Raw genomic sequence first — 18,433 nt, 5'->3', positions numbered from 1 at the left:
CCGACCGGCGGCGACAGCATCCCGTTCCCCTCAGAAAGCGCAGGACCATGACCACCGCGAGTGACGACCTCCTCTCCGCCGACACGTCGATGGGCGCGGTGACCCTCCGGGTCGGGGATCTCGAGACGATGTCCTCCTACTACTCGCAGGCCTTCGCCATGGAGGCGCTGGAGGAGGCCGGGCGCGGCCGGGAGGTCCACCGGGTCCTCGGCCGCGCCGGCACGCCGCTGGTAAAGCTCGTCCACACCCCGGATCTCCCCGGTGTCGACGCGCGGCAGGCCGGCCTGTTCCACACGGCCTTCCTCTTCGAGGACGCTCCGAGCCTCGCGGCGACCGTCTACCGCTCCGCGCAGCTGCCGAACAACCGCTTCATCGGGTCCAGCGACCACCACGTCAGCGAGGCGTTCTACTTCACCGACCCGGAGGGGAACGGCGTCGAGCTGTACACGGACCGCGACCGGTCGCTGTGGGCCCGTGACGCGGGAGAGATCCGCATCACGACCAGCTTCCTCGACCCGAACGAGTACCTCCGGAAGCACCTGACCCAGGCGGCCGTCGACGCAGGCCCCTCCCTGCCGGGACGGGTCGGTCACGTCCACCTGCAGGTCGGCGATCTCGCGACGGCGAAGGCGTTCTATGTCGATGCCCTCGGCTTCGAGACGACGCAGAGCGGGTACACCGGAGCACTCTTCGCGTCGGCCGGCGGCTACCACCATCACGTCGCGATGAACGTGTGGAACAGCGGGGGAGCGGGGCCGCGTGCGGCGAGTCTCGGGCTCGGAGACGTCGCCGTGACCGCCGCAGGCTCCGCGGATCTGGAGGCGCTGCAGAGCAGGCTGCGGGGTCACTCGATCCCCTTCGACTCCGACGGACGCTCCGTCGTCGTCCAGGACCCCTGGGGCACGCGGATCACCGTCGCCCTGTCCGACATCAGCACCGAGGAGCTGCTCGCCCGATGACTCTCTCCATCCTCCAGGCCGAGCGCAGGCCCGGCACGGCGAACCAGACCCTCTCCGGGCCGGCGGCAGTCGTGCTTCTGCACGGCTACGGCTCGAACGAGCGCGACCTTCCCGGTCTCGTCTCCGCTCTCGGCACGACCCTGCCCTGGGTCTCGCTCCGGGCGCCGATCGAGCTCGGCAACGGCGGAGCCGCGTGGTTCGCCATCACCACCCCCGGTGACCCAGCCGAGGCGCCCGTCGTCGACGCGACGGATGCGATCTGGTCCTGGATCGACGCGAACGTCGATCCGAGCACGATGATCGTGCCGATCGGGTTCTCCCAGGGCGGGCTGATGGCCAGCCAGATGCTGCGCACGCGTCCCGCGCGAGTGCTCGCTCCGGTGATCCTCGGCGGCTTCGTCCTGGGTGCGAGGCAGCCGGGCGACGACGTGCTGACCGATGTCCAGCCGGCCGTCTTCTGGGGGAGAGGATCCGACGATCGCGTGATCACGGGACCCGCCGTCGACCGCACCGCCGCGTTCCTCCCGAGGCACAGCACCCTCGTCGAGCGGATCTACCCGGGCCTCGCCCACAGCATCGATGCTCGCGAGATCGCCGATGTGCGCACCTTCCTCACCGCTGAGCTCGGCCCTGCAGCAGTCCCCGCCGGATGAGCGCCGCGAGCACGTTCGAGATCGGGGTCTTCACCTTCGGGGAGTTGACGAAGGACCGGGCGGGGAAGCCGATCGACCCCTCCCGGCGGATGCAGGACATCCTCGAATGGGCTCGCGTCGCTGACGAAGCAGGACTCGACCTCTTCGGCGTCGGCGAGCACCATCGCGAGGACTTCGCCGTCGCCTCGCCGCAGCTGATGCTGGCCGCGGTGGCCGCGCAGACCAGTCGGATCCGGCTGACGAGCACGGTCACCGTCCTCTCCAGCTCGGATCCCGTCCGGGTCTTCGAGGACTTCGCTCAGCTCGACCAGCTCAGCGGCGGCCGCGCGGAGATCACCGCCGGCCGCGGAGCCTATGTCGAGTCGTTTCCCCTCTTCGGCCAATCGCTCGATCGGTACGACGAGTACTTCGAGGACCGGCTCGATCTCCTCCTGCAGCTCCGCGCACAGAATCCCCTCACGTGGGCGGGGACGACCAGGCCGCCTTTGCGCGATGCCGGGATCTGGCCGCGCCCCCTGCAGGACGAGCTTCCCGTGTGGATCGCCGTCGGCGGCACACCGGAGTCCGTCGTCCGCGCGGCGACGCGGGGGCTTCCGCTGTACTTCGCGATCCTCGGCGACCCGGAGCGGTTCTCCGCGCTGGCCCGACTGCACGAGCGCGCCGCGGAGGAGGCGGGGCTGCCGCCCGGCCGCATCGGAGTGACCTCGCACTTCTACGCCGAGCCGACCTCGCAGGGCGCCCGGAGCACGTTCTTCCCCCACTACTCGTCGTACATCGGGCAGAACATGCCGCGGGTCGGGTACCTCGACCGCCCGTCCTTCGATATTTGGGCGAGCCCCCGCGGTGCCCTCTTCGCCGGCAGCCCTGCGGAGATCATCGACAAGATCCTCTGGGAGCACGAGATCCTCGGACACACCCGTTTCCTCGCCCAGGTCGGCCTCGGCGGCCTCTCCCAGCGCGACACGCTGGCGTCGATCGAGCTGCTCGCCACCGAGGTGCTGCCCGCTGTCCGCGCTGCTCTGATCTCTCGTGCCTGAGCGCCGTTCCCGCTCGATCCGCTCCCGTCCTTCCGCGGAGCGGGTCCCTCAGCGCGAGGAGGAATCGGCCGAGGGACTACTCGCACCCGGTGCGCCGGGCTGGTCCGTCTTCGTCTGGACGCTCTTCCTCGCAGGCTTCGCCACCTTCGCCCTCCTGTTCGCGCCCCAGGCCTTCCTGCCCGCGCTCTCCCAGCAGCTCGCCGTCGATGCGGACGCCGCCTCGATGACGGTCTCCGCGACCACGCTCGGGGTCGCCGCCGGCGTCCTCGGCTGGGCCGGCCTCTCGAATCGCCTCGGCCGACTGCGGACGATCCGGATCTCCCTCCTCCTCGCCCTTTTGCTCGCGCTGGCCGTCCCCTTCCTCCCGGATCTGCCGAGCGTGGTCGCGGTCCGGTTCGTCGAAGGCCTGGCGCTCGGCGCCGCACCGGCGGTCGGCATGGCCTCCATCGCCGAGCGGGTCGACGGAAGGTGGGCGGCACACGTCGCGGGCACGTTCGTCGCCGGGAACACGCTCGGGGGGATCGTCGGCCGCCTCGCGTCGGGGGCGGTCGCCGACGTCGGAGGCTGGCGCGCCGCCTTCTGGACGAGCGCGGGAACGGCTGCGGTGGCGGTCGTGGCGCTCCTCGTCCTCTCGCGGCGACTCGCCGATCACCGGCCGGCGGAGCCGCCGCACGGGACGGGGCACGCTCTCCTCGCCAATCTCCGCGATCCGTCCATGCTGGCGCTCTACCTCCAGGGCTTCCTGCTCATGGGGGCCTTCGGGGCCGTCTACAACGTCTTCGGCTACCGCGTGCAGGAGCCGGACATCGGCCTGCCGGCCTGGGCCGCCAGCCTCCTGTTCATCGTCTACCTCGCGGGGTCCTTCGCGGCGCAGCGCTCGGGCGCCCTGGCCCGGAGAGAGGGAACCGCCCGTGCGATGGTCGCGGGCAGCGCCGGCATGCTGGTCTCGCTCCCGATGATGGCGTCGGACTCCCTCGTGCTCATGGTCGCCGGACTCGTCCTTTTCACGCTCGGCTGCTTCACTACGCATCCCCTCGCGGGCGGCCTCAGCGGGCGCTCCGCCCGGGTCGGTCGGCCGCAGAGCACGGCGCTCTACCAGATCGCCTGGCTCGGAGGCACGAGCCTGTTCGGCTGGCTGGGCGGTCTCGCTTACGCGGCGACCGGCTGGGGAACGACTCTCGCTCTCGTCGCTGTCCTCTGCACGGCCGCCGCGCTGGCGGCAGTGCTCCGGGGGACGGTGCTCACGCGGATCCGTCCGGTGCTCCCGACCGGAGGGTGAGCGGCATCCACCTCGACCGGTCAGCGCTCGAGCACGACCGCCAGCCCCTGGCCGACCCCGATGCACAGGGCGGCGACCGCGACCCCGCCGCCGCGCCGCTTCAGCTCCTGGGCGGCATGGGCCACGACGCGTCCGCCCGACGCGCCGAGGGGATGACCGATGGCGAGGGCGCCGCCGTGGATGTTCAGCTTCTCGGGGTCGAGCTCCGGCCAGCCGCGGAGGCAGGCGAGGGACTGAGAGGCGAACGCCTCGTTGAGCTCGACGAGGTCGACGTCGGCCCAGGTCCGCCCGGCGCGGGCGAGAGCCTTGTTCGCGGCCTCGATGGGCGCGATCGGGAAGACGTCGGGATCGACACCGTGCCAGCCCCGCCCCGTGATGCGGGCGAGCGGCTCGATGTCGAGTGCTCCCTCGGCTCCGAGGAGCACGGCGGAGGCGCCGTCGTTGATCGAGGAGGAGTTGCCCGCCGTCACGGATCCCGCGGCGTCGAAGAGCGGCGTGAGACCGGCCAGCTTCTCGATGGTGGAGCCGGCCCGGATCCCCTCGTCGCGGTCGAGCTGCGCTCCGGGCACCTGCACGATCTCGGCGGCGATGGACCCCTCGCGCCAGGCCGCGGCGGCCCGCTCGTGGCTGCGCACGGCGAAGGCGTCCTGGTCCTCGCGGGAGACGCCCCACTCCCGGGCGATCTTCTCTGCGGACTCGCCGTTCGAGATCGTCCACGCGGAGGGGAGGCGCGGGTTCGTCATCCGCCAGCCGATCGCGGTGTTCCAGAGGGTCTGGTTGCCCACTGCGGGGTAGGGCTTGGCCGATTTCTCGACGACCCACGGGGCCCGGCTCATCGACTCCACGCCGCCGGCCAGGACGAGGTCGGCGTCGCCGCTCTCGATGGCCCGCGAGCCCTGGAAGACGGCTTCCAGGGACGAGGCGCAGAGCCGGTTGACCGTCACTCCGGTCACCGAGGTGGGGAAGCCCGCCAGCAGGGCGCCGAAGCGGGCGACGTTGCGGTTGTCCTCGCCGGCCTGATTGGCGTCGCCGAAGATCACGTCGCCGATGCGAGCGGGGTCGGTTCCGGTCCGCTCCACGATCGCTCGCATGACCACCGCCGCGAGGTCGTCGGGCCTGACGCCCGAGAGGGCGCCGCCCGCACGTCCGAACGGGGTGCGCACGGCGTCGTAGACGAAGCTGCCGCTCATCGGTTCTCCCTCTCAGGGGTGCTGGGGTTCTCAGGGGTGCTGGAACGGTCGAGGAAGCGGGTCATGCGCTCCCGCTTGGCCTCGGACTCGAACAGGATCGCCTGCGCGAGGTCGTCGACCAGTGGATGCGTGCCGGCCGGTGCGTCGAGCAGTCGCTTGGCGAGCTGGACCGCCAGCGGATCCTGAGCGGCGACGCCGTCGGCGACCCGCTCGGCCGCGGCGGCGAGTTCCTCGGGAGGATGCACCGATGCGACCAGGTGCACGTCCAGCGCCTCCTGAGCCGAGAGCCGGCGCCCCGCGAGGAGCATCTCCTTCGCGAGGGGCTCGCCCACCAGGCGAGGCAGCCGCCAGGTCCCGCCCGCCGCGGCGATGATGCCGAGGCCCGTCTCGGGGTTGCCGAAGACGGCGCGGTCGGAAGCGACCCGGATGTCGGCCGCGTACGCCAGTTCCGCGCCTCCACCGAGGGCGTAGCCGTCCACGGCGGCGATGACGGGCATCGGCAGTGCGGCGATCCGCGAGAAGAGCCGCGCGTTGAAGCCGCGGAGCGCCTGGTCCCGCCCTCGACCGAGCAGCGTGCCGATGTCGGCGCCGCTGGCGAAGACGCCTTTCTCCGGAGTGCTCGATCCGGTCAGGATGAGGATCCGCGGCTTCTCCTCGAGGTCGGCGCACACCTCGTGGAGCTCGGACGCCATCACCTCGTCGATGGCGTTGCGGACGGCGGGGCGGTGCAGCGCCACGCGGAGCCGGTCGCCGCCGTCGTCGATCCTCAGCGTCTCCATCGCGCCCGCCCGCTCGCCGTCTCGCCGTGCATCAGTTGAAGACCATGCCGCCGTCGACCAGGATCGACTGCCCGGTGATGTAGTCGGAGTCGGGGCCGGCCAGGAACGACACGACGTTCGCGATGTCGCTCGGCTCCGAGATGCGATCGAGGGTGATCCCCGAGGTGAACTGCTCCCAGCCCCACGCCTCGGGCTTGCCTGCGGCGTCGGCGGTGTCCTTCGCGACAGCCTCCATCATCGGCGTGCGCACGATGCCGGGCGCGTAGGTGTTCACGGTGATGCCGTGCTTCGCGAGGTCGCGAGCGGCCGACTGCGTGAACCCGCGGACGGCGAACTTGGTCGCGGAGTACAGGGCGATGCCCGGGTTGCCGACGTGCCCGGCCTGCGAGGCGGCAGCGATGATCTTGCCGCCGTGGCCGAGCTCGCGGAACGCCGCCGCGGCCGCCTGAACGCCCCAGATCACTCCGTTGACGTTGATCGAGAACAGCCGCTCGACCGACTCCGGCGTGATGTCCTCGATCGCGGACAGCGGAGCGATGCCGGCGTTGTTCACGATGACGTCGAAGCCGCCGAGCTCCCGCGTCGCTGCGGCGACGGCGTCGTGCACGCTCTGCCGGTCGGCCACGTCGATGTGGAGGCTGATCGCCCCGGCGTCGCGGCCGCCGAGGGCCTCGGCGACGCGGTCGGTCTTCGAGGTGTCGATGTCCGCGAGCGCGACGCCGAAGCCGTCGGCGTGGAGGCGCTGCGCGATGGCCTCGCCGATCCCCTGTCCGGCTCCGGTGACCAGGGCGACCTTGCCGTTGCTCTGACGAGTCATGGTGTGCTCTCCTTCGAGTTGTGCGGATGAGGTGGTGGACCCGCGGGTCCTGGAGTAGCGCTCAGGAGAACGCCGAGATCCCGGTGATCTCGCGGCCGATGATCAGGGACTGGATGAAGTCGGTGCCCTCGTAGGTGTGCACGACCTCCATGTCGGTGAGATGGCGTGCGACGTGGTTCTCGAGCAGGAGCCCGTTGCCGCCGAGCAGATCGCGCGCGTCGCGGCAGAGCTGGCGCGCCTTCTGCCCGGTGAACATCTTCGAGAGCGAGGCCTGCTCGTTGGAGAGACGGCCCTGGTCCTGCAGCACGCCGGTCCGGAAGCACATCAGCTGCATCGCCGTGAGGTCGGCGAGCATGTTCGCGAGCGAGTTCTGCACAAGCTGGAAGCTGGCGATCGGCTTGCCGAACTGCACGCGCTCGTGCACGTAGCGGGCCGCAATCTCGTACGCGGCCGTCGCGTGGCCGAGGGACTCCCAGGCCACAGTGCTGCGGGTGCGGTTCAGGATGGAGCCGACGTCGCGGAACGAGGTCGACTTCTCGAGCCGGTTCGCGACGGGGATGCGGACGTCGACGATCTCGATGTGCGCCTGCTGGATGGCGCGCTTCGCGATCTTGCCCTCGATCGCCCGCGCGTCGTAGCCCTCGGGGTAGCTGCCGTCGGCGTTCTTCTCGAGGACGAAGGCCTTGACCTTCGAGTCGGAGACGTCGCGGGCCCAGAGGATCACGACGTCGGCGATGTGGCCGAGCCCGATCCAGCGCTTGGCTCCGTTGATGACGTAGTGGTCGCCGTCCCGGCGCGCCGAGGTCTCGAGCGCGACGGAATCGGAGCCGTGCTCCGGTTCTGTGAGCGCGAAGGCTCCGAGCTTTCGCACTGCGGCGAGGTCGGGCAGCCAGCGCTGCTTCTGCTCCTCACTGCCGAGCAGCGCGATGCTGCCCATGGCGAGTCCGGACTGCACGGCGTTGAGCGTGTTGACGCTGCCGTCGCCACGGGAGAGCTCCATGGCGACCAGCCCGGTCTGCAGCCGGGTCAGGCCCGGGCACCCGTAGCCCTGGATGGCGGTGCCGGCGATCCCGAGATCGGCGAAGGCGGGCAGGATCTGCCACGGGAAGTCGGCCCGCTCCCAGGCCTCGTTGATGTTCGGGAGGACGTGCTGCTGGACGAAGCCGCGCACCTTGGCGACGACGGCACGGTCGTCGTCGTCGAGGTAGTCGTCGAGGGCGTAGAAGTCCACGTCGACAGGACGCAGGGGATCGGTGCTCATGCGGGCTGACCTTCCTCGGTCATCGTCTGGGGGTCGAGCTCGTCGGTTCCTTCGAGCCAGGCGCGGATGCTGTCGCCGTCCTGCCCGAGCGCCGGCGGGCCCAGGCGGTAGTCGGCGGGAGTCCGCGAGAAGGTGATGGGGTGGCGGATTCCCGGCATGGCTCGCTCACCGGTCCCGGCGGTCACGACGGGATCCAGGCCGATGCTCTCGGCGAAGGCGATCCCTCCGGCGACGTCGAGCACCGGAGCACAGGGGAGCCGCAAGGCGGACAGCCGCTCGAACCACTCCTGCGCGGTCGCTCCGGCGAGCCGAGCCACCAGCAAGGGACGCAGCTCGCTCCGATGGGCGCTGCGCAGCGCGTTCGAGCAGAAGCGCGGGTCGGCGGCGACGCCGGCGAGGCCGAGAGCGTCGCACAGCGCGCCGAACTGGGCGTCATTGCCGATGGTCAGCACCAGCTCGCCGTCGGCGGTCGGGAACGGGGCGTAGGGATAGATGCTCGGGTGGTCGTTGCCGAGGCGTGTGGGGACCTTCCCGCTCAGCAGGTAGCCCCCGGTCTGGTTCACCAGGCCGGAGAGCGCCGAGGAGAGCAGATTCAGCTCGACGTGCTGCCCCTCGCCGGTGCGCTCGCGATGGTAAAGCGCGGTGACGATGCCGATCGCCGTGTGCAGCCCGGTGATGACGTCGAACACGGCGACGCCGGAGCGGTAGCCCTCACCGTCCTCAGGTCCGGTCAGCGTCATCATTCCGGACATCGCCTGCACGAGCAGGTCGTAGCCCGGCAGGCCGGCGCCGCCGGCGGTGCCGAACCCCGTGATCGAGGCGTACACGACGGCGGGGTTCGTCGCCGAGACGGAGGCGTAGTCGAGGCCGAAGCGCTTCATCCCGCCGGGCTTGAAGTTCTCGGTCACCACGTCGGCGCGCTCGGCCAGCCGTCGCGCAACGCGGAGGTCGTCCTGGTCCGCGAGATCGAGGACGATGGAGTTCTTGTTGCGGTTGATCGAGAGGTAGTAGGTCGACTCCCCGTCCCGCTGCGGCGGAGTCCAGCTGCGTGTCTCGTCCCCGGCAGCGCTCTCGACCTTTATCACCGTGGCGCCCAGATCCGCGAGCAGCATCGTGGCGTACGGTCCGGCGAGCACCCGGCCGAAGTCGGCGATCAGGAGCCCGTCGAAGGGGCCCTTGGCGGGCGGGCGGCGAGTCGTCTCGCCGCGTGCATCGGAGATCGTCATCGCATCACCTTCGTCGGAGCCGTCCCGTCAGCCTGTCAGGACGGTTCATGACGGTCCAATACCCAAAGGGCCGGCGATTGATACCCGTCGTGCCATCATTTCGGCATGGAGATCCAGCAGATCAGAGCGTTCCTAGCGGTGGCCGAGGAGCTGCACTTCGGCAAGGCCGCCGAGAAGCTGCACATGGCACAGCCGCCCGTCAGCCGCAGCATCAAGCAGCTCGAGCGCGAGCTCGGCGCCCTGCTCTTCGAGCGGTCGACCCGCCGCGTGACGCTGACCTCGGTCGGAGCGTCCCTGGTGCAGCCCGCCCGCGAGGTGCTCGACTCGCTCGAGCGACTGGGCACCGTGGCCAAGGCGGCGGAGCTGGGCGAGATCGGCCGGGCCCGTCTGGCCTACGCCGGTGCATCGTCCAACGTCCTCGTCGGGCGACTCGCCCGCGCGGTGAACCAGCGCCACCCGGGAGTGGACCTGGAGCTGCTGAGCCAGAATTTCGCGCACAAGGCGATGCGGTTGCTCACCCGCGGCGACGTCGACATCATCCTCGGCCGTTGGGATCACCTGCCCGACAGTGTCGAGACCCGCGTCATCGCCGTGGAGGAGCTGGTGATGGCGGTTCCGGAGACCCACCGGCTGGCGGATCGCGAGGAGGTGTCGATCGCGGAGTTCCGCGACGACCGCTTCGTGACGCTCCCCGCAGAGCTCGGCTCGGTGCTGAACGACCGGCTCCACCAGATGACCCGCGACGCCGGCTACGTCGCCGACATCGTCCAGGACGCGTCGGACACCTGGACACTGATGTCCCTCGTCTCGGCGGAGATCGGGTGCTCGCTCACCCTCTCCTCGATCATCCCGAGCATCGCCGACCCGCACCTGCGGTTCCTGCGCCTGCGGGAGGACGTCGAGCCGATCGAGCTGAGGATGGCCTGGCGGGCGGACAGCGACGACCGCGCCGTGCACGCCGTCCTCCGCCTGTCGGAATCGGTCTTGCCGACGCCGGGGTGATTCATTCTCGCTGGGTAAGAGTGCCTCTCTCACTTGGTATTGGAACGGATTCAATGCCGGTGTCACAGTGAGACTTCCTGAGGGACCCAAGCTGACGAAGGAGTCACCTATGACAAACCCGCACCTCGAGACGGATTACGACGCGGTCGTCGTCGGCGCCGGTTTCGCCGGCATCTACCAGCTGTACACCCTGCGCGAAGAGCTCGGACTCCGCGTCCGCCTGTTCGAGAAGGGCTCGGGCATCGGCGGGACGTGGTTCTGGAACAAGTACCCCGGCGCGATGTCCGACACCGAGAGCCCCTTCTACCGCTACTCCTTCGACAAGGAGCTGCTGCAGGAGTGGAGCTGGAGCCGCAAGTACATCGACCAGCCGGACATCCTCGCCTACCTCGAGGAAGTCGTCCGCCGTCACGATCTCCTGAAGGACATCCAGCTCGACAGCGAGATCACCTCCATCGTCCTCGACGAGGCGACCGACACCTGGACCGTGACCACGGGCGCCGGCGAGTCGTTCACCACGCGCTACGTCGTGACGGCCCTCGGCCTGCTCGCCGCGGTGAACGTCCCGGACATCCCGGGCATCGACACCTTCCAGGGCACCCTCGCGCACACGGCGGAGTGGCCCGACGACCTCACTCTTGAAGGCAAGCGCGTCGGCGTCATCGGCACCGGGTCGACCGGCACTCAGTTCATCGTCGCCGCGTCGAAGAAGGCCGAGCACCTCACCGTCTTCCAGCGCAACCCGCAGTACTGCGTCCCGTCGGGGAACGGCCCCGTCGAGCCCGGCGAGGTCGACAGCGTCAAGGCCCGGTACGACGACATCTGGAAGCAGGTGCGCGGATCGCAGGTCGCCTTCGGCTTCGAGGAGTCGACCGTCCCCGCCTCGTCGGTGACCCCGGAGGAGCGCGAGCGCGTCTTCGAGGAGGCCTGGGCCCGCGGCAACGGCTTCTACTTCATGTTCGGCACGTTCAACGACCTGGCGGTCGACCTCGAGTCGAACGAGGCCGCGGCCGACTTCATCCGTCGCAAGATCGCCCAGACCGTCACCGACCCGGATACGGCCCGCAAGCTCACCCCCACCCAGGCGTACGCCAAGCGCCCCCTGTGCAATCTCGGGTACTACGAGGTCTACAACCAGGAGAACGTCGAGTTGGTCGCCCTGCTCGAGAACCCGATCGTCGAGATCGTCCCCGAGGGCGTCAGGACCGCTGACGGCGTGCTGCACGAGCTCGACGTGCTCGTCCTCGCGACGGGCTTCGACGCCGTCGACGGCAACTACCGGCGCATCGACGTCGTGGGCCGCGGCGGCGTCACGGCCGACGAGCACTGGAGGGATGCACCGACCAGCTACCTCGGTATCGCGACCACGGGCTTCCCGAACATGTTCATGGTGCTCGGCCCGAACGGCCCGTTCACGAATCTCGTGCCCTCCATCGAGGTCCAGGTCGAGTTCATCACCAAGCTCGTCGAGACCGGCGAGCGCGAGCAGGTCACGATCGAGACCACGCAGGACGTGGAGGACGGCTGGTCGGTGATCTGCAAGGACATCGCCGACGGCACCGTGTTCCCCAAGACCGACTCGTGGATCTTCGGCGCCAACATCCCGGGCAAGAAGAGCAGCGTGCTGTTCTACATGGCAGGCATCAGCGCCTACTCCGAGGTCCTCGCCGAAGTCGCGGGAAACGGTTTCAAGGGGTTCACCCTCACGCCGGCCGCGAGGCCCGTCGAGGTCTGATCCGCGCAGCACGATGCCCCGGGGTGCCGAGCACTCCGGGGCATCGTGCTGCCCACAGCTCCGGTCCGTGAGGACGCGAGAGTGAGAGGGATCCGCCCCGCCGGCCGCATCCTGCGGACAGGTCGGCGGGGCGGACCCCTGGTCGCGAGAGGGGGACTCGCTCAGGTGAGCGGCTGGATCGTCCGCACGAGCTTCTTGTTGGCGAACTCGTCGATGCCGAAGCGGGCGAGCTCGCGACCCACGCCCGAGCGCTTCACGCCGCCGAACGGCAGATCGGGGGCGGTCTTGCTCGTCGCGTTGATCCACACCATGCCCGCGTCGAGCTGCTCGGCGAGCGAGGCGGCGAGGTCTCGGTCCGCCGTGAAGACGCTGCTGGCCAGCCCGAACGGCGACGCGTTCGCGAGCTGCACCGCCGCCTGCGGCGAGGGAACGCGGTAGACGACGGCCGTCGGGCCGAAGAGCTCCTCCTCGAACGCGCGCATCTGCGGCGTCACCTCGGTGAGCACGCTCGGCGGATAGAACGCGCCGGACCGCTGCGCCCCCGGAGCGGTGTGCAGCGTGGCCCCCTGGGAGACCGCGTCCTTCACGATCTCGTCGAGCTCGTCGCCCGCGCCCGCCGAGGACAGTGGGCCGAGGAACGTGGCCGGATCCATCGGGTCCCCGGTGACGATGTCGGCGACGGCGTCGATGAACTTGCGAGTGAACTCCTCGTACACCGCTTCCATCACGATGAACCGCTTGGACGCCGTGCAGGCCTGGCCGCCGTTGGCATAGCGCCCGACGATGCCGGCCGCCACCGCCGCATCGACGTCCGCATCGTCGAGCACGATGAACGGGTCCGAGCCGCCCAGCTCGAGCACGTACTTCTTCATGTGCCGTCCTGCGATCTCGCCGACCGCGGAGCCCGCCCTCTCGGACCCGGTGAGCGAGACGCCGCGGACCCTCTCGTCGGCCACGATCACGGCGACCTGACGGCTGTCGATGAAGGCGTTGAGGTAGGCATCGCGGGGGAGCCCGGCGTCGTGCAGGACCCGCTCGATCGCCAGGGCCGCACGCGGGCAGTTCCGGGCGTGCTTGAGGATGATCGTGTTCCCGAGCGCGAGATTCGGCGCGACGAAACGGGCCACCTGGTAGTAGGGGTAGTTCCAGGGCATCACCCCGAGGAGCGGCCCGATCGGCTCGGTGCGCACGAGAGCCTCCCCGCCACCCGCGATGTCGAGCTGCTCATCGGCGAGGAATCTGGCGGCGTTGTCCGCGTAGTACTCGTAGATCGACGCGACCAGCGTGACCTCGCCCCGCGCCTGCGTGATGGGCTTGCCCATCTCCACGGTGAGGATCTCGGCGAGCTCCTCGATCCGCTCCCGGTGAAGGGCCGCGGCACGACGGAGCACGGCGGTGCGCTCCTTCAGGGGGAGGGAGCGGAACGACGAGTACGCGGCCGCCGACCGGGTCAGAAGGCCCTCCACCTCGTCGTCGCTGAGGAGCTCGTGCTCCTCGAGCGTCTCGCCCGTGCTCGGGTTGATGGTCTTGTACGCGCTCATCGTCTCTCCGCTTCGTCGCCGGTCCTGCTTCGTCGCCGGTCCTGGCCTCCAGCCTGACCTTCGGACTCGATGGTCGTCCAATACCGATGGCCGCGCCCGTCGATCCGCGCGATGAATCAATCGGACCCCGATCAGGTATTGGACACGCATAAGTCGCCGTGTGACCCTGGCGGGACCGTGAAGGTCGAGGGAGATGTCATGAGTGGTGCACCAGAGCGAGTCGGCGTGATCGGCGGCGGTCGGATGGGGGCGGGCATCGCCCAGGTCTTCGCCCAGGCGGGATCCGAAGTCACAGTGATCGAGCGCGACGACGATGCCGCGGTGGCCGCTCGGGCACGCTTGGCCGACGGGATCGCCAAGGCCGCCGCGCGGAATCCCTCCGTCGACCTCGAGTCGACTCTCGCGCGCGTGAGAGTCTCGACCTCCTACGACGACCTGGCGCCGGCCGGCTTGGTCGTGGAAGCGGTCCCCGAGGTGATCGAGCTCAAGATCGAGGCGCTCACCAGAGCGGAGCGCGTCGTCTCGCCCACGGCGTGGGTGGCGACGAACACCTCCTCGCTCCCAGTGACGCGGCTCGCCGAGGAGCTCACGCATCCTGATCGGTTCTGCGGTCTGCACTTCTTCAATCCCGTACCGCCGTCCGCCCTCGTCGAGATCGTCCTCACTCCGCGCGCGTCGAGCGCCCTGCGCGACGCCGCACTCGGCTGGGTCGAGTCACTCGGCAAGGCGGCGATCGTCGTGACCGACTCTCCCGGCTTCGCCAGCTCGCGGCTCGGCAACGTCCTCGCCCTCGAGGCGATGAGGATGCTCGAGGAGGGGGTGGCAGAGGCCGCCGACATCGACGCCGCGATGGTCCTCGGCTACCGCCACGCCACCGGCCCGCTGCGCACCTCCGACCTCGTCGGCCTCGACGTGCGACTGAACATCTGCGAGTTCCTGCACGAGTCCCTCGGCGAGAGGTTCGCGCCGCCGCAGATCCTGCGCGACAAGGTCGCCGCCGGTGACCTCGGCCGCAAGACGGGTCGCGGCTTCTTCGACTACAGCTGAGTCACCTGGCCCACCTGAAGCGGCCTTCGAACGCGCCGATCGCGGCCCACCTACCCTCAGAGTCAGCACGTCAAAAGAAGGACGAGATGCCTAAGCCGCCACTGCCCGAGAACGTCGTGGAGTTCCTCCGGGCGCCGAACCCGGCGGTCATCGCGTCGGTGCGCCCGAACGGCGAGCCGCACACCGCGACGACCTGGTACGAGATCCAGGACGACGGCTCGATCCTGGTCAACATGGACGGGACGCGAGCCCGCCTGAAGTACCTCCGCGCGAACCCGCACGTCTCGCTCTCCGTGATGGGCGCGGAGAACTGGTACTCGCAGATCTCCCTCAGCGGGCGGGTGAGCGAGATCCGCCGCGACCCCGACCTCGCCGACATCGACCGGCTCGCGACCCGCTACCGCGGTGCGATCTACCCCGACCGCGAACGGGAGAGCTGGACGGCGATCATCGAGGTGACGTCCTGGTTCGGCTGGGGGCCGGTCCTCTCCGCGTGACCCGGATCACCGTCGCCGGGTGGTCGGACCGCGCGAGCTGGGCGGTACGCCCGGTCCTCGAGGACGGCTCGGCGTTCGCGTTCGCCGGCCATCCGCTCGAGGCTTCTCGCTCACTGACCTTCGACGCCGTCGCGGGGACCGCCCGATGGAGGACGCCGGGCCGATTCGAGCGAGTCATCGTCCGGGGCGCCGTCGCCCGAGCAGCATCGCTGCGAGGTTGAGGACGAGCAGCGCGCCGCCGAGCCCGGCGATCCACGCTCCGAGGAGCGCGATCCCGCCGTCGGCGGCGGTCGACTCGAGCGCGTGCGCGACCACCACCGCGGAGGCGCACGCGCCGATGTACTGCGCCGTCCGATAGAGCCCGCTCGCCGATCCGGCTGCGGTCGACGGCGAGGCGGCGTGCAAGAGGAGCTGATTGCCGAGATTGTTGAAGCCGTTCGGCACACCGAGCAGGACAGCGAACGCGACGAGCAGCAGCAGGGGGCTCTCGTCATCGACGAGGAAAACGAGGATGCCGCCTGCCGCGACCATCGCGGTCGTGCCGATCGCCAGCAGTACGCGCGGGCCGGCTCGCCGTCCGAGCCGGGTCGCAATCAGCGTCGAGAGCACACCGACGCCGAAGACGGGGAGCATCAGGAGACCCGTGACGGCCGGATCCAGCCCGCGAGTCGATTCGAGCCACTGCGGGAGTCCGTAGAACACGCAGTAGAACGAGGTGAAGGTCGCTATCGCTCGCAGACAGGTCAAGCCGATCTGCGGGTGGCGACCCAGGAGGCGCAGATCGACGAACGGCGAGCGCGCCGAGAGCTCTCGCCAGACCAGGGCGCCCGCGAGGGGCGCGCCCACGGCGAACGCGAGCCACAGCGGTTCCCCGGTGAGGGAGAGCAGGCCGAGCATCAGCGCGACCAGGGCGCCGACGAAGAGCACCATGCCGAGCGGATCGAGCGACCGGATGGTCGGCAGCACGCCCGTCCGGGTCTGCGCAGCGTCTGCGGGAACCGTCCGAAGCACCCAGATCGCCGAGTTGAGGATGATCGGCAGGTTCACCCAGAAGATGCCCTGCCAGCCCGTCGCCGTGACGAGGAGACCGCCCACGGTCGGCCCGAGAGCCGCGGTGGCCTGACCGCAGAGGGCGACGATGCCGATCGCACCGACAGGGATGACGTCGCTCGCAGCGGCCTGGCGGCGGATGATGGCCATCGCGGCGGGGAACTGGATCGACGTGCCCAGACCCAGCACGATGCGGTCGAGGACGAGCCACTCGATGGAGGGGGTGAACGGACCGGCGACGGAGGCAGCGAGGACGACGACGAGGCCCGCCAGGTAGACGCGTCGGGGTCCGAAGAGGTCGGCGAGCCGGCCGCCCGCCGGAGCGCCGACTGCGGCGGCGATGTAGAGGCCGCTCACGAGCCAGGGGATCGACTCGGCCGAGCCGAACTGCAGCGCGATGGGCACGAGCGCGACGGCGATGATCGCCGAGTTGAGTCCCTGCAGCACGGTGCCGGAGCCGAGTGCCCACGCGAGACTGCGCGGCAGGTCGCGAGGGGACGACGAGGTGGGCGGTTCCTCGGTGCGGGTGCGGCTCATGACAGGGCGGCGATCTCGCCGGGAGTCGCGAGGTGTACGTCCGGATGCGCGGCGAGCCGCGCGAGCGTCCGCTCCGCCACGTCGGCGAAGCACGCCTGTCCGAGCACCCAGCCGAACCAGCTCAGCCCGAGGTAGCGGGCTCCGAGAAGATCGGCGTCCTCGATGAGCTGATCGACGGTGTCCTCCAGCGCCCTCTCGTAGTCGGCGAAGGGCTGACCCCGGGTGTACAGCGCGAACATGTCCTCCGTCTCCAGAGGATGCGGCAGGGCGATCAGCCCCTCGGAGGCGCCGGAGAGCGTGACCGGCCGTTCGTCGACGGGCCAGTCCCCGAACCAGGAGAAGCCGGCCTCGTGCAGCAGAGCCGTGGTCTGCGGGCTCTGGCCCCGCTCCGGTCCGAACCAGCCGCTCGTCGAGCGGCCGGTCGCGGCCTCGACAGCGGATCGCGCGTCGGCGATCGATCCGCGCTCGTCGGCGGTGCCGCTGCCGAGGATGACGTCGGCGGCCTGCCCGCGCACGACGATCTCCTGCGCTCGCCCCGCGGCGAGCCTGGCCAGACCGGGCATTCGTCTCACTCCTGCCGCGTCCAGGGCGACGGCGACGGGAGCACCGGCTCGCTCGGCGATGTCGAGCAGGCGCCAGATGCCGACAGTGAGACCGAAGTCCCACTGGGACAGGCGAGCCACCTGGCCGTGTCTCGGCTCGGACGTCTCGCGCCCGACGCCGCCCTGCATGGTCGTCGGCTTGAGGGCGCCGGACGGCACGACGTCCAGATAGGCGGGGGCGTGCAGCAGCACGCTCACCGCGAGCTTCTTCCCGTCCGGAAGAGACCAGGGTGCGCGGGAGGCGTCCGAAGTGCGCGGCAGGTCGGGGGCGAAGACGACCGCGTCCGCGGGGTTGGTGATGATGCTCATCGCACCGCTCCGTCCTGATCGAGCGCGCTGGCCAGCTGGGCGTCGTAGTGGTGGTCGAGGTAGTGCTCGGCGATGTCCCCGGCTCGCGTGACCCAGAGCCGCTCGTCCGAGCGCAAGTAGGCGAACACCTCCTCGAGGGCGCGTTGCATGCCGGGCTGCCCCAGGACGAACGGGTGGGTGGCGATGCAGGCGACGCGCCCCTGGCCGTCGCGGTCGGCGTCTGCCAGCAGGCGGTCGATCTGAGCCTTGACCATCGTCACGAAGTAGTCGGAGGAGTAGTGCTTCGCGTGCAGCAGGGGGACGTCGTTCAGCATGTAGCTGTAGGGCATCGAGACGATCCGCGCTCCGGAGCGGGTGCGCAGCGGGCGCGGCTGCTCGTCGTGGACCCAGTCGGCGTGGTAGATCATCCCGTGCTCCGCCATCAGGTCCACCGTGTTGTCGGTGCCGCTGATCTTCGGCCCGAGCATGCCCTTGAGACGCGCTCCGCCGTAGTAGGCGTCCACCACCGCCTGCGATTCCCGGAGGAACGCCGCTTCGTCCGCCTCGGGCAGGTCGTAGATCGGACGCAGGTTCGAGATGCCGTGGCTCATCACCTCCCAGTCCCGCTCCCGCATCGCCTCGCGGATGTCGGGGAACTCCTCGAGCACGGTCAGACTGAGGGAGACGGTCGACGGGATCTCGAACCGGTCGACCGCTCGTAGCAGGCGCCAGAAGGCGGTGCGGTTGCCGGCGTCGCGGTGCATGTAGTGCTGCAGGTCGGGTGCGGGGACGCGACCCTGGGGGCTTCCGCCACCGGGCGGGATGTAATCGTAGTGCTCGACGTTGGGCGCGTGCCAGACCGCGACGGTCCTGCCCTCAGGCCAGGTCACCTGCGGACGGGTCACGATCGGCTCGTAGACGAGCCGATCGTCG

17 protein-coding genes are annotated in these 18,433 nt (G+C 70.1%); 8 read left to right on the top strand and 9 right to left on the bottom strand.

Going from position 1 to position 18,433, the window contains the following annotated elements:
* The first annotated feature begins 47 nt into the window (after positions 1 to 47).
* From EDF43_RS19255 to EDF43_RS19240, 4 genes are read left to right on the top strand one after another with little or no spacing between them, the layout of a single operon-like run.
* Positions 48 to 959 (top strand): VOC family protein, encoded by a 912-nt coding sequence (locus EDF43_RS19255; protein WP_132438114.1) that lies wholly within the window; start codon positions 48 to 50, stop codon positions 957 to 959.
* A complete protein-coding gene (locus tag EDF43_RS19250; RefSeq protein ID WP_132438115.1) occupies positions 956 to 1,612 on the top strand; it encodes a hypothetical protein in 657 nt (218 codons plus the stop codon). Before EDF43_RS19255 ends, EDF43_RS19250 begins: the two co-directional genes overlap by 4 nt.
* Positions 1,609 to 2,649, top strand: a complete 1,041-nt coding sequence (locus EDF43_RS19245; RefSeq protein ID WP_132438116.1) for an LLM class flavin-dependent oxidoreductase — start codon at positions 1,609 to 1,611, stop codon at positions 2,647 to 2,649. The genes EDF43_RS19250 and EDF43_RS19245 overlap by 4 nt, the downstream gene beginning before the upstream one ends.
* Positions 2,642 to 3,928, top strand: a complete 1,287-nt coding sequence (locus EDF43_RS19240; RefSeq protein ID WP_132438117.1) for an MFS transporter — start codon at positions 2,642 to 2,644, stop codon at positions 3,926 to 3,928. Before EDF43_RS19245 ends, EDF43_RS19240 begins: the two co-directional genes overlap by 8 nt.
* A gap of 20 nt (positions 3,929 to 3,948) precedes the next feature.
* Here the strand turns inward: EDF43_RS19240 and EDF43_RS19235 are convergent, their stop codons facing one another.
* From EDF43_RS19235 to EDF43_RS19215, 5 genes are all read right to left on the bottom strand, one after another.
* Positions 3,949 to 5,118 carry a thiolase family protein gene (locus tag EDF43_RS19235; protein ID WP_132438118.1) on the bottom strand — a complete coding sequence of 390 codons (1,170 nt, stop codon included), beginning with the start codon at positions 5,116 to 5,118 and terminating at the stop codon, positions 3,949 to 3,951.
* Complete coding sequence (locus EDF43_RS19230; protein ID WP_132438119.1) at positions 5,115 to 5,897, bottom strand: enoyl-CoA hydratase/isomerase family protein; 783 nt, start codon at positions 5,895 to 5,897, stop codon at positions 5,115 to 5,117. The genes EDF43_RS19235 and EDF43_RS19230 overlap by 4 nt, the downstream gene beginning before the upstream one ends.
* 31 nt (positions 5,898 to 5,928) lie before the next feature.
* Positions 5,929 to 6,714: a (S)-acetoin forming diacetyl reductase gene (locus EDF43_RS19225; protein WP_132438120.1), complete on the bottom strand. Its 786-nt coding sequence runs from the start codon at positions 6,712 to 6,714 to the stop codon at positions 5,929 to 5,931.
* Between the two features lie 61 nt (positions 6,715 to 6,775).
* The gene (locus EDF43_RS19220) at positions 6,776 to 7,975 is read right to left on the bottom strand and encodes an acyl-CoA dehydrogenase family protein (protein WP_132438121.1); all 1,200 of its coding nucleotides are present in this window, start codon (positions 7,973 to 7,975) and stop codon (positions 6,776 to 6,778) included.
* On the bottom strand, positions 7,972 to 9,201 hold the full coding sequence (locus EDF43_RS19215; RefSeq protein WP_132438122.1) for a CoA transferase: 1,230 nt from the start codon (positions 9,199 to 9,201) through the stop codon (positions 7,972 to 7,974). The genes EDF43_RS19220 and EDF43_RS19215 overlap by 4 nt, the downstream gene beginning before the upstream one ends.
* A 105-nt stretch (positions 9,202 to 9,306) precedes the next feature.
* Between EDF43_RS19215 and EDF43_RS19210 the strand changes: the two genes are divergently transcribed.
* Together EDF43_RS19210 and EDF43_RS19205 are read left to right on the top strand one after the other, a co-directional pair.
* On the top strand, positions 9,307 to 10,203 hold the full coding sequence (locus tag EDF43_RS19210) for a LysR substrate-binding domain-containing protein (RefSeq protein ID WP_132438123.1): 897 nt from the start codon (positions 9,307 to 9,309) through the stop codon (positions 10,201 to 10,203).
* A gap of 109 nt (positions 10,204 to 10,312) precedes the next feature.
* Positions 10,313 to 11,938, top strand: coding sequence for an NAD(P)/FAD-dependent oxidoreductase (locus tag EDF43_RS19205; protein ID WP_132438124.1), 1,626 nt, complete (start codon positions 10,313 to 10,315; stop codon positions 11,936 to 11,938).
* A 161-nt stretch (positions 11,939 to 12,099) separates the two neighbouring features.
* Here EDF43_RS19205 and EDF43_RS19200 read toward each other — a convergent pair whose 3' ends face one another.
* Positions 12,100 to 13,479 (bottom strand): NAD-dependent succinate-semialdehyde dehydrogenase, encoded by a 1,380-nt coding sequence (locus EDF43_RS19200; protein ID WP_132438125.1) that lies wholly within the window; start codon positions 13,477 to 13,479, stop codon positions 12,100 to 12,102.
* Positions 13,480 to 13,677: 198 nt separating this feature from the next.
* On the opposite strand from EDF43_RS19200, the gene EDF43_RS19195 reads away from it, so the two are divergent.
* Both EDF43_RS19195 and EDF43_RS19190 read left to right on the top strand, forming a co-directional pair.
* The gene (locus EDF43_RS19195; RefSeq protein ID WP_132438126.1) at positions 13,678 to 14,526 is read left to right on the top strand and encodes a 3-hydroxyacyl-CoA dehydrogenase family protein; all 849 of its coding nucleotides are present in this window, start codon (positions 13,678 to 13,680) and stop codon (positions 14,524 to 14,526) included.
* 86 nt (positions 14,527 to 14,612) lie between these two features.
* A complete protein-coding gene (locus tag EDF43_RS19190; RefSeq protein ID WP_132438127.1) occupies positions 14,613 to 15,023 on the top strand; it encodes a pyridoxamine 5'-phosphate oxidase family protein in 411 nt (136 codons plus the stop codon).
* 174 nt (positions 15,024 to 15,197) lie between these two features.
* Here EDF43_RS19190 and EDF43_RS19185 read toward each other — a convergent pair whose 3' ends face one another.
* The 3 genes from EDF43_RS19185 to EDF43_RS19175 are packed head-to-tail and all read right to left on the bottom strand — an operon-like array spanning position 15,198 to position 18,405.
* Positions 15,198 to 16,610: an MFS transporter gene (locus EDF43_RS19185; RefSeq protein ID WP_132438128.1), complete on the bottom strand. Its 1,413-nt coding sequence runs from the start codon at positions 16,608 to 16,610 to the stop codon at positions 15,198 to 15,200.
* The gene (locus EDF43_RS19180; RefSeq protein WP_132438129.1) at positions 16,607 to 17,521 is read right to left on the bottom strand and encodes a hypothetical protein; all 915 of its coding nucleotides are present in this window, start codon (positions 17,519 to 17,521) and stop codon (positions 16,607 to 16,609) included. The genes EDF43_RS19185 and EDF43_RS19180 overlap by 4 nt, the downstream gene beginning before the upstream one ends.
* The gene (locus EDF43_RS19175; RefSeq protein ID WP_165909192.1) at positions 17,518 to 18,405 is read right to left on the bottom strand and encodes a polysaccharide deacetylase family protein; all 888 of its coding nucleotides are present in this window, start codon (positions 18,403 to 18,405) and stop codon (positions 17,518 to 17,520) included. Before EDF43_RS19175 ends, EDF43_RS19180 begins: the two co-directional genes overlap by 4 nt.
* Positions 18,406 to 18,433: the final 28 nt, after the last annotated feature.

The sequence above is a fragment of the Rathayibacter sp. PhB179 genome (genome assembly GCF_004345345.1).
Lineage (GTDB): Bacteria > Actinomycetota > Actinomycetes > Actinomycetales > Microbacteriaceae > Rathayibacter > Rathayibacter festucae.
The sequence above is the reverse complement of the archived record's forward strand: the minus strand, read 5'-3'. Positions and strand labels throughout refer to the sequence as shown.